Below are 14,212 nucleotides of genomic sequence, written 5' to 3' on the forward strand. Positions count from 1 at the left end.
ATTATCTGTAATTTAATTCCATTACTTTTCGATGCTTGCTACCTTTATATTTAGCAAGCGGTCGAATAAGTTTGTTTGCAGCATGTTGCTCCATAATATGTGCTGACCAACCAGTAATTCTAGAAATAACAAATATAGGTGTGAAAAAATCAGTATCAAATCCCATTAAATGATACATCGGACCAGTAGGGTAGTCCACGTTAGGGTGAATATTCTTCTTTTTTATCATAACTTTTTCAACAATATCATAAATTTTTTCAAACTTTTTGTCTTTTTTAAGTTTAGCAACTTTGCCAAAATAATTTCTCATAGTTGGAACTCTAGAATCTCCTGATTTATAAACTCTATGACCAAAGCCCATAACTACTTCTTTATTTTTAAGAGCATTATTAATCCATTTTAGAGCATTTTCTGGTTTTTTAATTCTGTTCATCATGTGCATTACCTCTTCATTTGCACCACCATGCAATGGACCTTTCAAACTAGCAATTGCACCAGTTATTGCTCCATGAATATCAGATAAACTACTTGTAATTGTTCTAGCAGTAAAAGTTGAAACATTGAAACTATGTTCAGCGTACAATATTAGAGAAACATCAAATGCTTTAACAATTTCTTTTTGAGGCACTTTTCCAAAACACATATAGAAAAAGTTTTCTGCAAAAGTTAAATTCTTTTTAGGTTTAATTATTTTTTTACCACTTCTAATTCTGTAAAAAGCAGCAAGAGCAGTAGGAGTTTTTGCAAAAATTCTTAATGCTTTTCGCATATTGGCTTCTGGAGTAGAGTTGGATGTTTCTTTATCTTCTAATCCCATTACACTAACAGCTGTTCTTGCAACATCCATTGGATGAGATTTTTTTGGCATGTGTTTTATAATTTCATATAAATTTTTTGTAAGCTCTCTATTATTTCTCTCCTCTTTTTCAAATTGTCTTAATTGAATAGTGTTAGGTAGATCTTTGTTTAAAATTAAATAAGCGACTTCCTCAAATCTGCAATATTCACATAAATCTTGAGCAGCATAACCTCTATATGTCAGAGAGTTAATCTCTGGCATAACTTTTGAAACTTCAGTTTCATCTACAACAATTCCAAGTAAACCTTTTTTAATATCATCACTCATTATTCATGTCCTTCTGTACTAAAATTATAAATTTTTTCATCTAAAGAATTGTATTTTTCGTATTCTACCAATTCATACAATCTTTTTCTTGTCTGCATCTTATCTATTATATTATTTTGATGTCCATTTGCATAAATGTCTCTTAATCCATCTTCAACATTTTTCATTGCTAGCCTTTGTGTAGTTACTGGATATATAACAATATTATAGCCAAGGTTTTCTAACTCCTTATAATTAAATAACTTGGATTTACCAAATTCTGTCATATTAGCTAACAAATAACATGAAAGTTCTTTTCTTACTTTTTCAAAATCTTTTTCATCATATAAAGCTTCAGGAAATATAATTTCAGCTCCAGCATCAATATACGCTTTACATCTATCAATCATTTTATCAATTCCCTCAACACTTTTTGCGTCTGAACGTGCTATAATTTTAAAATTTTTATCTTTTTTTGTAGCAACACATTCTTTTATTTTTGAAACCATGGCCTCTGTTGAAACAAGTTCTTTATTATCTAGATGCCCACATCTTTTTCTTTCAATTTGATCTTCCAAATGAACACCAGTTAGCCCAAACTCTTCAAAAGTCTCTATAGTTTCTTTACAAGATTTAAATCCTGTATCTATATCAACTATTGTTGGAAGATTTGTTACCCTAGATATTAAATAAGATCTGGTACTCACATCTTGAAGTGTTGTTAAACCAATATCAGGAAAACCAAGATCATTAGCCATAACACCTCCTGATACGTAAACTGCATCATAACCAATTTCCTCAATCAATTTAGCTGTTAGAGGATTGTAAGCTCCAGGAACCCTCAGAATTTTATTTGATTTAAGTTTTTGGTCAAAATCTATTCTTTTTTGGCTTGGTTCTTTTTCAACAAAGTGCATTAAAAAATTCCTTTTTTCAAATTTCTTTTTAACTTACTTTTTTTAATCTCAATATTTAGTTTATCTAATTGTCCAGCTTTTAAGTTTTTTAGATTTTGAACATTTCTTAAAAAACGATCACTCTCTTTTTTATCTAAAATGCCATCTGTTAGAGTTAAAAATTTATTTATATAATTCTCCCTTTTAAATGGTCTTGCTCCATATGGATGAGCATCAGCTCTATCTAGTTCCTCAGTTACTTTTTTCCCATTGTTCAATGTAACAACAACTTTTGCTCCAAAAGATTTCTTTTTTGGATCTGGATCATGATATTTTTTTGTCCATTTTTTATCTTCATAGGTTGTTATTGAATTCCATATCTTAATAGTACTTTTTCTATTAGCTCTTGATTTTGTATAAGATTTTACATGATGCCAATCACCATCCTCTAGAGCGACTGCAAAAATATACATTATAGAGTGATCTAATGTTTCTCTACTTGCATTTGGATCCATTTTTTGTGGATCATTTGCGCCTGTCCCAATTACATAATGTGTATGATGACTAGTATGAATATCTATTTTTTTGATTTGATTTAAATTTGGTATTTTAGTTTTTAATTTCTTTGCAAGATCTATTAAAGCCTGAGATTGATACTCTGCAGAATATTCTTTTGTATAAGTTTCTAATATAGCTTTTTTAGTTTCTCCTTTTTTAGGTAATGGAACTTTATATTTTGCTTTTTTTCCATCAAGTATCCTTGCAATTACACTATCTTCACCTTCATAAATTGGACTTGGAGCTCCTTCACCCCTCATAACTCTATCAACAGCTTCTATTGCTAGTTTCCCTGCATGTGCAGGCGCATATGCTTTCCAGCTAGATATTTCTCCTTTTCTAGATTGTCTTGTAGAAATAGTTGTATGTAGTGCTTGCTGAACTGCTTGATAAATTGTTTCAGTATTTAATTTTAACATTGATCCTAAGCCTGCAGCAACACTTGGACCAAGGTGAGCAATGTGATCTACTTTATGTTTATGTAAACAAATACCTTTAACTAAATTCACCTGAACTTCATAAGCAGTAATAATTCCTCTTAATAGATCCAAACCACTTTTTTTATTTTGTTGAGCTACGCTTAAAAGTGGTGGAATGTTATCTCCTGGGTGACTGTAATCTGCAGCTAAAAAAGTATCATGAAAATCAAGTTCTCTTACAGCAGTTCCATTTGACCAGGCTGCCCATTCACAATCAAATTTTAGTTTTGAATTAACTCCAAAAATAGTTGCTCCATTTTTTCTAGAATGCTTCAAAGCCATTTCTCTTGATGAAATAACAGGCCTTCTATTTAAAGAAGCAATAGCAACTGAAGCATTATCAATAATTCTATTGATCACCATTTCAACTGCTTCTTTATTTAGTTTAGCATTATCACTTGCAATTTCTGCAATTTTCCAGGCAAGTTGTTTTTTCTTAGGTAAATGAATTTTAGATGGAAAAACTTTAACTTTATGTAGTAACAAAATAACTCCTTATAAGTAATTTTGTTTTAATAGCTAAAATAAATTAATCAATATTAAAGATATTCAGATATGATTTTTTCGATACCAACAAAATCTTTTATTAGGTGATTATGGTATATTTCATCAGTTTTTTTTTCAGTGTATCCATCCTCAAGCAATATCATTGGAATATCCGCAGCTTTTGCAGAATTAGCATCAGTTTCACTATCTCCAATCATAATTGATTTTTTTAAATCTCCGTCTAAGATTTCTATAACTGTAGTTAAATGTCTTGGATCAGGTTTGCAATAATCAAAAGTATTGTATCCTGCTACGTATTCAAAATAATCATAAATTCCAATTTTTTTTAAAAGATCAACAGCAAGATGTTCAGTTTTGTTAGTACAAACCGCCATAGATATATTTTCATTTTTGCACCAATTTAAAAAACTTTTTGTTCCATTTATTAAAACACTTTCTTTTAAAATATTTTTTCCATAATAAGATATGAACTCATCTGTCATATCACTTTTAACTTTTTCATTAATACTAGTTAATTCTTTTTTTGCTTGGCTCCATATTGATCTTCCAATCATAGCTCCAGCACCTTTACCAACTGAACTTTTTAAATCATCTAGAGACTTAGTAGGGTACCCAAATTTTTTCATCACATGATTATGAGCGAGCATCAAATCTGGCGCTGTATCAACTAGTGTTCCATCTAAATCAAACAATACCGTAAATTTCTGTTTCATATTAAAAGTATTTTAAAGAAATATTTTGTGAATTAATTAAGATATATACTTAATGTAAAGAAATCCTAAATGAAACTATTAAATTCACAAAATCTTCAAAACAAACTTAGAGACAAGTTTATAAAATCTGGTGTTAAAATGATAGGTCCAGAAACTATTTTTTTTTCAAATGATACAAAAATTGGAAAGGGAGTTACGATTGAACCTTATGTGGTAATTGGTTCTAAAGTAAAAATAGGAAATAATGTGACCATTAAATCTTTTTCACATTTAGAATCTTGTAAAATTGAAAACAAAGTAGAAGTAGGTCCTTATGCTAGAATTCGACCTGAAACAATTTTAAAAGAAGGATCAAAAGTTGGAAATTTTGTAGAAATTAAAAAATCAGTCGTTGGAAAAAAATCAAAAATAAATCATTTATCATATGTTGGAGATAGTGATCTTGGTCAAATGGTAAATATTGGTGCTGGTACAATTACCTGTAATTACGATGGCGTGAAAAAAAGTAAGACAATAATTAAAGACAAAGTATTTATAGGATCAAATTCGTCTTTAGTGGCCCCTGTTAAAATTAATGAAGAAAGCATTGTTGGAGCAGGATCTGTTATAACGAAGAATGTTAAAAAAAAATCTCTAGCTTTGACGAGATCTGCTCAAACAGAAATTAGTAATTATAAAAGAAAATCAAAATAAATTATGTGTGGAATAATTGGAATTAGTAGCAACAAATCAGTTTCTGCTAATATTATTAACTCTTTAAAAAAACTTGAATATAGAGGATATGACTCTGCGGGTGTTGCAACTTTATTTGATGGCGAAATAAACGAGGTTAAATCAGAGGGACGTGTTGATAATTTAGAGCAAAACTTTGATTTAAAATCTTTAAAAGGAAATATAGGCATAGGTCACGTTAGATGGGCTACGCATGGGGTTCCAAGTAGTATTAATGCTCATCCACATTCATCAGAAAATGTATCCGTAGTTCATAATGGAATAATTGAGAATTCAACAATTCTAAAAAAATATTTAATTAATAAAGGTCATGTCTTTAAATCTCAAACTGACACAGAGGTAATAGTTCATTTAATTACAGAAAATTTAAAAACTTCAGAATTAGAAGAAGCAATAACTAAAACACTTAAACAATTGCATGGTAGTTTTGCATTAGGAATAATTTTTAAAAAAATTCCTGACCTAATTGTAGGAGCAAGAAGAGGTTCACCATTAGCTGTAGGTTATGGACCAAATGAAAATTATTTAGGCTCAGACTCTTATGCTTTAAAATCGATGACAAATAAAATTACTTATCTTGATGATGGAGAGTTTTGCATTGTTAAAAAAGATCAAGTTTATTTCTACAATGAAAAGGGTAAAAAAATTAATAAAAAAATTTTAGAATTATCATCAAACGAGTCAAATTATGACAAAGGTGATTTTAAACACTTTATGGCTAAAGAAATAGAGGAGCAGCCTGTAACAATAAAAACTGGAATTAAAGAATATTTAGATAGTGTGAACAATGAGATAAATATTTTTAATTTTCCTTGGAAAATCAATGAAATTAAATCAATTACTTTAATTGGTTGTGGAACTGCTTATCACTCTTGTTTAATGGCTAAATATTGGTTTGAAGAATTAACAGCGCTAGATGTTAATATCGATATAGCTTCAGAGTTTAGATACAGAAAAAATAGATTTAAGGAAGACAGTTTATATATTTTCGTTTCCCAATCAGGTGAAACTGCAGATACTTATGCAGCATTAGATCTTTGTAACAAAAATTATATGAAAACATGTGCAGTGGTAAATGTGATTGAAAGTTCTATTGCAAGAGACTCAAATTTTGTATTACCAATTCATTGTGGGCCCGAAATAGGAGTTGCCTCTACTAAAGCATTTTTAGGTCAAATACTTGTTTTATATATTTTAGCTTTAAAAATTGGATCATTATCTAATCAGATTGATAAAAAAGATTACCAAGAAAAAATTAAAGATCTTAAAAACTTACCAGGTTTAATAGAAAAAACTTTATTGATAGATAATGATATTCAAGCCATTTCTTCAACATTCAATGAAGCTAAAGGATCTATGTTTCTTGGAAGAGGTTTTTCATACCCAATAGCTTTGGAAGGGGCATTAAAATTAAAAGAATTATCTTATGTTCACGCTGAGGGGTATCCAGCAGGTGAAATGAAACATGGACCACTTGCTTTAATAGAAGAAGGAATGCCAGTAGTAGTTTTAGCACCTAGAGACAGTTATTATAAAAAAACAATTTCCAATATGCAGGAAGTTATAGCAAGAGGTGCCAAAGTTCTTTTAATTACAAACAAAAGCAAAGATGAAATTGTTTCAGAGAATATTTGGGAGACAATAGAAGTTGAAAATACAAATAATGACTTGCTACCTTTTCTTTTAACAATTCCGCTTCAAAAACTTGCTTATTATTCTGCTTTAAAAATGGGTTATGATATTGATAAGCCTAGAAATTTAGCTAAATCAGTCACAGTTGAATAAAGTCTAAACTCTGTTAAAACACCCCTAGGTTGAATATGAAAAATTGGAAAAAAAATAGTTGGAGAAAATATCCGGTTAAACACATACCAGAATATCCAGATAAAAAAGAATTGGATAAGGTTTTGGATAAAATTGGAACTTTCCCACCTTTAGTTTTTGCAGGAGAAACAAGACATCTAAAAAGTCAGTTAGCAGACGTTGTTGATGGTAAAGCTTTTTTACTTCAGGGTGGTGATTGCGCTGAAAGTTTTGCTGAGTTTAATCCTGATAATATTAGAGATACTTTCAAACTAATGTTGCAAATGTCATTGGTTTTAACTTACTCAGCATCTTTACCAGTTGTTAAAGTTGGAAGAATTGCTGGACAATTTTCTAAACCAAGAAGTGCTCCAACAGAAAATAAAGATGGTGTTGAGTTGCCAAGTTATTTAGGAGACAATATTAATGGAATGGAATTTACAGATAAAGCGAGAGTTCCAGATCCAAAGAGATTGTTTAAAGCTTATTCTCAATCAGCTGCTACATTAAATTTAATTAGAGCTTTTTGCCACGGTGGTTTTGCAGACCTTAAAAATGTTCACAATTGGAACCTTGGATTTATTAAAAATTCACCAGAATTAAAAAGATTTAAAGAGTTAGAAGATAATATTGCTAACGCATTAGCATTTATGGATGCATGTGGGATTAATTCAGATTTTAACAGAAGATTAAAAACAGTTAATTTTTGGACTTCACATGAAGCTTTATTATTACCTTTTGAAGAAACAATGACTAGAACAGATTCAACAACTGGAGAAAATCATGACACATCTGCACACTTTGTATGGATTGGTGATAGAACAAGACAACTTGATGGTGGTCACGTTGAATTCTGTAGAGGAATAGAAAATCCTATAGGAATTAAATGTGGTCCAACTCTAAAAGCAGATGATTTAATAAACCTTTGCAATAGGATTAATCCAAAAAATGAAAAAGGTAAAATTACATTAATATCTAGATTTGGAGCAGACAATGTTTCAAAATTTTTACCAAAATTAATTAGAGTAATTAAAAAAGAAGGTTTAAACGTAATTTGGTCTTGCGATCCTTGCCATGGAAATACAATTAAGGCTGCTACAGGTTTTAAAACTAGACCTTTCAATGGTGTTTTAAAAGAAGTAAAAAATGTTTTTGCGTGTCACCAAAGCGAAGGTAGTTATGCGGGTGGTCTTCATATTGAGCTTACCGGTCAAGATGTAACAGAATGTATTGGTGGAGCTCAAAAAATCTCTGAAAAAGATCTTTCTTCAAGATACCACACTCATTGTGATCCAAGATTAAATGCTAATCAAGCTTTAGAATTAGCCTTTATGATTTCTGATGAGATTAAAAAGAATAGCTCGTATTCTAAAAATGCAGATAGAGCGGCATCTTAAGACATTGTAAAATCTTAATAATAAAATATTTTGTCAATTATGAACGTATCAGAAAAAGTAAACTTTATATCTGATTGGATTAAGAACTATGTAGAGAATATGCCTTCTAAGGCTCAGTCTCTTGTTATAGGAATATCTGGTGGGATAGATTCTTCTGTTTCTAGTACCTTGAGTGCGATGACAGGTTTGAAAACAATTGTGTTATCAATGCCAATTAAGCAAAAATCATATCAACATGATCTAAGCTTAAAACATCAAGAATGGTTGGTTAAAAATTTTAAAAATGTTGAAGCACATACAATTAATTTGGATGAATTATTTTTAGCTTTCAGTGCTAGTTTATCTAAATTTGATAATGAACTTGGAATGGCAAACTCAAGAGCAAGATTAAGAATGACCGCTCTTTACCAGGTAGCTGCTGCCAACAAAGGAATAGTAGTTGGAACTGGAAATAAAGTGGAAGACTTTGGTGTTGGGTTTTATACAAAATATGGAGACGGTGGAGTAGATATTTCACCAATAGCAGATTGCAACAAAACTCAAGTCTGGGAACTTGGAAAAGAGCTTGGAATATTAAATGAAATAATTGAAGCTGCACCTACCGATGGATTATGGGATGATGGTAGAACAGATGAGGGTCAACTTGGATTAAAATATGAAGAGCTTGAAGAAGCTATGGATAATCCAAAATCTCCTAATAGAGCAAAATACGAAATCATTAGAAAACAAAATTTGCATAAAATGGAGCCCATTCCAGTATGCAAAATTCCAAATTAATCAAATAGATTCACAAATCTAGATTTTAAGTATATTTCTAAAATTATGAATAACGATATTTTTTTAACTAATAACCTAACAAACAAAAAAGAAAAATTTGTTCCAATAGATGAACAAAATATAAGAATGTATGTTTGTGGACCAACGGTCTATGATGATCCTCATATCGGTAATGCAAGACCAATAGTTGTTTTTGATATTTTATATAAAATTTTTAAAAAAAATTATTCTAAGGTTACTTATGTTAGAAATATTACGGATGTAGACGATAAAATTATTAAATCTTCAAAAGAAAATAATATTTCAATTTCAGAATTAACAAACAAAGTAACAGAAAGTTTTGGTGAAGATTGTAGTTATCTAAATTGTGAAACACCAACTCATCAACCTAAAGCAACAGAAAATATTGATTTGATGATCGAAATGGTTTCTGAATTAATCAAAAAAGGTTTTGCTTATGAAAACAACAACCATGTTTATTTTGAAGTTAAAAAATTTAATGATTACGGTCAACTCTCTAATAAGAAATTAGAAGATTTAATTGCTGGATCTAGAATTGAGGTCAGTGAAAATAAAAAAAACTCAGAAGATTTTGTTCTATGGAAACCATCAGCAAGTGATGAGCCTTCTTGGGAGTCTCCATGGGGAAAAGGTCGACCTGGATGGCATTTAGAATGCTCAGCAATGTCAAAAAAGTTTTTGGGAGATGAGTTTGACGTCCATGGAGGTGGTATTGATTTAATATTTCCACATCATGAAAATGAAATAGCTCAATCGAGATGTGCCAATGACACAAAAATATTTGCTAATTTTTGGCTACATAATGCTTTTATTACTATGTCCAATGAAAAAATGGCCAAATCTCAAGGCAACATTCTAAAAATAAAAGATTTTAGAAATAAGATCAGTGGTCAGGTTTTAAGATTAGCTTTAATGAGTGCTCATTATAAACAACCTTTAGATTGGAATGATAAACTTTTAGAAGATTGCCAAAATACAATTAACAAATGGTACAACGTTTATGTAGATAATAACGACATTGAAAATATTTCTCACGAAGTTCTTAAACCACTTTATGATGATTTAAATACACCAGGTTACATAGCTAATTTGCACCATTTATATGAAAAAGCTCAAAAAGGTAATGACAATGACAAAGCTATATTTGTTTCTGCTTGTCGGTTTGTTGGACTTTTAAACCAAAGTAAAGATGAGTGGTTAAGTTTTAAAATAAGCAAAGCTTCTATTTCAGAAAAAGAAATTTTGCAGAAAATTAACGAAAGAAACAAAGCTAGAGAGAACAAAAATTACGAAGAAGCTGACAAAATTAGAAATGAGCTTTTAGACAAAGGTGTTTTAATAGAAGATAAAGATGGTAAAACGACTTGGAAATTTAAATGAGCAAAGAACAACTTTATATTTTTGATACAACATTACGTGATGGAGCACAGACACAAGGTGTTGATTTTTCCATTGATGATAAAGAGAAAATTTCATCAGCATTAGATATGTTGGGAGTTGATTATGTAGAAGGAGGTTGGCCAGGCGCCAATCCAACAGATACAGAATTTTTTAATAAAGATCATAATTTTAAATCAGCTAAATTAACCGCGTTTGGCATGACAAAAAAATCAGAACATAGTGCAGAAAATGATCCAATGTTATCATCATTAATTAATTCAAAAAGCTTAGCAGTTTGTTTATTTGGAAAATCATGGGATTTCCAAGTTAAAGTTGCCTTAGGAATTACTAATGAACAAAATTTAACCAACATAAGCGAAAGTACCAAACATATTGTTAAATCTGGAAAAGAATTTATGTTTGATGCAGAACATTTCTTTGATGGTTATAAATCTAACCCAGAATACGCATTGTCTTGTTTGAAAGCTGCTTATGATAATGGAGCTAGATGGATTGTATTATGTGATACTAATGGTGGAACACTTCCACATGAAATTTCTAAAATTGTAACTGAAGTAAGCAAACAAATTCCGGGAGAAAATTTAGGAATACACGCACATAATGATACTGAAAATGCAGTAGCTAATAGTCTTGCTGCAGTTCAAGCAGGAGTAAGACAAGTGCAAGGAACTATTAATGGATTAGGAGAAAGATGTGGTAATGCAAATTTAATGTCATTAATCCCTTCATTTTTTTTAAAGAAAGATTTTTCAGACAAATTTGAACTTAGTATTAAAAGAGAAAATTTAAAAAATTTAACTCAATGCTCAAGATTGCTAGATGAAATATTAAATAGAAAACCTAATAAACATTTGCCTTATGTTGGTGCCTCAGCTTTCTCGCACAAAGGTGGTATGCATGTATCTGCTGTTCAAAAAGACCCTAAAACTTATGAGCATATAAATCCTGAAGAGGTTGGAAATTCTAGAAATATTGTGGTTTCAGATCAATCAGGACAATCAAACATAATATCTAGATTAAATTCAATTGGAATTAACGTTGAAAAAAGTGACCCAAAAATTAAAAAACTTTTAGATGAAGTTAAAGATAGAGAGTTCATTGGATATAGTTACGATGGTGCTGACGCTTCTTTTGAATTATTAGCTAGAAGACTAATGGGTGAAATACCAAGATATATATCAATCAATGAATACGATGTTTCTGTAAAGAAAGATAAAACTGGAGAGATTATATCATATGCTAAAGCTCAATTAGAAGTTGATGGAGACAAAATTTTATGTGAAGGACAAGGAAATGGACCTGTTAATGCTTTAGATAATGCAATTAGAAAGAATGTAAATAAACTTGCAAAATATTCTGAGTATTTGAAAGATTTAAGGCTTGTTGACTATAAAGTTAGAATTTTAAACACAGGTACAGAAGCGGTTACAAGAGTTAGTATTGAAAGCACGGATGCAAAAGGAGTGAACTGGTTCACAATCGGGGTATCACCTAATATAATTGATGCTTCATTTAAAGCTTTAGTGGATAGTTTAGATTACAAATTATTTAAGGATAAAGCGCCTGGAAGTTTATAAAAATGAAAATTAAAAAATTTTCAGAAAAACCTACAGATATCGATAGTAGAATAGGGGCAAAGCCTATTGTTTGTTATCCAAATACCACAATTGAAGATAAAAATTTAAACATTCTGCACTCAGCTAGAGCGCATTTAGTTAAAAAAGATGAAGTAATTATTCCTCCAAGGGATGCAAGAACTTTCGAGGTAAAATTTGGTGAGTTTTTTAGAATTGAAAGTGTAGATGGCCCACAAGTAGGCGATTTAAATTTATTTAATTTAAATAATTTAGAGGAAAAATTTTATTCAGGAAAAACAAGGGCTTTATATGGGACACATCTATCAGTTGGAGACAAAATGTTTAGCAGCTTTCCATACCTTAGATCTTTAGCGACAATAACTTGGGATACTTTGGATTGGTATGATTATGATAAAGACGGTGGCTCTGTTCATGATGTAATTGGTACCAGATGTGATCCTTATACTTCAAAACTTTTAAGCGATAATGATTACCACTATTGTTGTCATTCAAATCTAACAAGAGCACTAGTTAAAGAAAAAAATATTCAATTAGATTATGCTGAAAAAATAGTTCATGATGTATTAAATGTATTTATGCTTACTGGTTTTACTAATGATACTAAACAATACTTTATGAAAGCTAGTCCAGTTAGACCAGGGGATTATCTAGAGTTTTTTGCTGAAACAGATATTTTAGGAGCTCTTTCTGCTTGTCCAGGAGGAGATTGTGGATCTGAACATTCCTCTGATGTTGCAAAATGTTATCCTTTAAAAGTTTCTATTTGGTCAGCAGATCCTAAATATTTAAACAATATCAAACCTTCTGCTATTTCTAGCTATAACAGAAATCATGGCATTGATTAATGTCTGTTAACAATATCTCTTTTATTTTACACAAACCTCAGCTTTCAGAAAATATTGGAGCTTGCGCCAGAGGAATGAAAAATTTCAATTTTAAAAAATTAATTGTTGTTGATCCTAAACCAATATTTCCAAATGATAAAATTTTAGCAACATCAGTTGGTGCTAAAAATATTATCAACAAAGCAAAAAGTTATGAAAATTTAGAAAAGTCTTTAAAGGATATTGATACTGTTATTGCGACATCTGCAAGATTTAGAAATAAAAATATAAAGCACATTCAATTAGAAGATTTAAAAAAAATTAATTATAAAAAAAAAGTCGCCTTCTTATTTGGATCAGAAGCATCAGGTTTATCTAATAATGAAATTAGTTATGCCAACTACACACTTCAAATACCAACAAATCCAGATTTTAAGTCGTTAAACCTATCTCATAGTTTGATAATTATTGCTCAATATGTATCTAGCATCATTAGTTCAAAAGTAAGCTCTTTTAATAAATCAAACAAAGTTAAATCAGCCTCTAAAAAGGAGATAGTTGCGATGGCAAATTTATGTATCCAGAATCTGGAGGAGATTAGTTTCTTCAAATCAAAAGAGAAGAAGCCAATAATGCTAGAAAACCTAAGAAATATTTTTTACCGAATGGAATTATCAACTAAAGAAACACGCATTTTATCTGGTGTATTTGCGAGTTTAGGTAAAAAACGTTGATTGACAAAAGTAAGAGTAAGTTTATAAAGCCCACTATTAAATGACAAAAAGATTAAACTCTAAACATAAAGTAGACAGAAGATTAAAGGTTAACCTATGGGGTAGACCTAAAAGTCCTTTTAATACTAGAGCTTACGGACCTGGTCAACACGGTCAAACAAAAACATCTAAACCTTCAGATTACGGAATTCAGTTACAAGCTAAACAAAAACTAAAAGCTTATTATGGAAATATTAATGAAAAACAGTTCAGAAATATTTATAAAAAAGCAGTTATGCTTAAAGGAGATACAGGTGAAAATTTAATTGGTCTCTTAGAGAGAAGATTAGATGCAGTTATCTATAGAGCAAAATTTGCAACTACTATTTTCTCAGCAAGACAATTAATTAACCACGGTCATGTAAGAGTTAATGGCAAGAAAGTAAATATTGGTAGCTATTTAGTAAAAGAGGAAGATACAATAGAAATTAGAGACAAATCTAAGCAATTAGCAATCATTGATATCGCTCTAGCAAATAAAGAAAGAGAAACACCAGAATACATCCAAATGGATGAGAAAAATAAAAAATTAAAATTTGTAAGAGTTCCAAAATTTGAAGAAGTTCCTTATCCAGTAATAATGGAACCCAATCTTGTAATTGAATATTACTCTAGATAATTTCTAAAT

At 30.2% G+C, this 14,212-nt stretch carries 13 protein-coding genes; 9 read left to right on the forward strand and 4 right to left on the reverse strand.

The window, feature by feature from the left end:
• Window position 1: 1 nt before the first annotated feature.
• Genes ACTTAR_RS00260 through ACTTAR_RS00275 form a run of 4 tightly spaced genes read right to left on the reverse strand, consistent with a single transcriptional unit; the run spans window position 2 to window position 4,258 of the window.
• Window positions 2-1,126: a bifunctional 2-methylcitrate synthase/citrate synthase gene (locus ACTTAR_RS00260; RefSeq protein WP_262589057.1), complete on the reverse strand. Its 1,125-nt coding sequence runs from the start codon at window positions 1,124-1,126 to the stop codon at window positions 2-4.
• Window positions 1,126-2,022, reverse strand: coding sequence for a methylisocitrate lyase (gene prpB, locus ACTTAR_RS00265; RefSeq protein WP_440680670.1), 897 nt, complete (start codon window positions 2,020-2,022; stop codon window positions 1,126-1,128). The genes ACTTAR_RS00260 and prpB overlap by 1 nt, the downstream gene beginning before the upstream one ends.
• On the reverse strand, window positions 2,022-3,524 hold the full coding sequence (locus tag ACTTAR_RS00270; RefSeq protein WP_440697397.1) for an MmgE/PrpD family protein: 1,503 nt from the start codon (window positions 3,522-3,524) through the stop codon (window positions 2,022-2,024). Before ACTTAR_RS00270 ends, prpB begins: the two co-directional genes overlap by 1 nt.
• 53 nt (window positions 3,525-3,577) lie before the next feature.
• Window positions 3,578-4,258 (reverse strand): HAD-IA family hydrolase, encoded by a 681-nt coding sequence (locus tag ACTTAR_RS00275; protein WP_440697398.1) that lies wholly within the window; start codon window positions 4,256-4,258, stop codon window positions 3,578-3,580.
• Window positions 4,259-4,327: 69 nt separating this feature from the next.
• Between ACTTAR_RS00275 and ACTTAR_RS00280 the strand changes: the two genes are divergently transcribed.
• The 9 genes from ACTTAR_RS00280 to rpsD are packed head-to-tail and all read left to right on the forward strand — an operon-like array spanning window position 4,328 to window position 14,203.
• Entirely contained in the window at window positions 4,328-4,951 is a 624-nt protein-coding gene (locus ACTTAR_RS00280; protein WP_440697399.1) for a DapH/DapD/GlmU-related protein, read from the forward strand.
• A 3-nt stretch (window positions 4,952-4,954) separates the two neighbouring features.
• Window positions 4,955-6,775, forward strand: coding sequence for a glutamine--fructose-6-phosphate transaminase (isomerizing) (glmS, locus tag ACTTAR_RS00285; protein ID WP_440697400.1), 1,821 nt, complete (start codon window positions 4,955-4,957; stop codon window positions 6,773-6,775).
• A gap of 35 nt (window positions 6,776-6,810) precedes the next feature.
• Window positions 6,811-8,190, forward strand: a complete 1,380-nt coding sequence (locus ACTTAR_RS00290; protein ID WP_440697401.1) for a class II 3-deoxy-7-phosphoheptulonate synthase — start codon at window positions 6,811-6,813, stop codon at window positions 8,188-8,190.
• Between the two features lie 39 nt (window positions 8,191-8,229).
• Entirely contained in the window at window positions 8,230-8,967 is a 738-nt protein-coding gene (gene nadE / locus ACTTAR_RS00295; protein WP_440680678.1) for an NAD(+) synthase, read from the forward strand.
• Between the two features lie 45 nt (window positions 8,968-9,012).
• Entirely contained in the window at window positions 9,013-10,368 is a 1,356-nt protein-coding gene (gene cysS, locus ACTTAR_RS00300) for a cysteine--tRNA ligase (RefSeq protein WP_440697402.1), read from the forward strand.
• A complete protein-coding gene (cimA, locus tag ACTTAR_RS00305; RefSeq protein WP_440680680.1) occupies window positions 10,365-11,966 on the forward strand; it encodes a citramalate synthase in 1,602 nt (533 codons plus the stop codon). The genes cysS and cimA overlap by 4 nt, the downstream gene beginning before the upstream one ends.
• Window positions 11,967-11,968: 2 nt before the next feature.
• Window positions 11,969-12,832: an urea carboxylase-associated family protein gene (locus tag ACTTAR_RS00310; protein WP_440697403.1), complete on the forward strand. Its 864-nt coding sequence runs from the start codon at window positions 11,969-11,971 to the stop codon at window positions 12,830-12,832.
• Window positions 12,832-13,545: an RNA methyltransferase gene (locus tag ACTTAR_RS00315; RefSeq protein ID WP_440680682.1), complete on the forward strand. Its 714-nt coding sequence runs from the start codon at window positions 12,832-12,834 to the stop codon at window positions 13,543-13,545. The genes ACTTAR_RS00310 and ACTTAR_RS00315 overlap by 1 nt, the downstream gene beginning before the upstream one ends.
• Before the next feature lie 40 nt (window positions 13,546-13,585).
• Window positions 13,586-14,203, forward strand: a complete 618-nt coding sequence (gene rpsD / locus ACTTAR_RS00320; RefSeq protein ID WP_440633469.1) for a 30S ribosomal protein S4 — start codon at window positions 13,586-13,588, stop codon at window positions 14,201-14,203.
• The last annotated feature ends 9 nt before the right edge of the window (window positions 14,204-14,212 follow it).

Source organism: Candidatus Pelagibacter sp. HIMB1709 (assembly GCF_052047635.1).
Lineage (GTDB): Bacteria > Pseudomonadota > Alphaproteobacteria > Pelagibacterales > Pelagibacteraceae > Pelagibacter.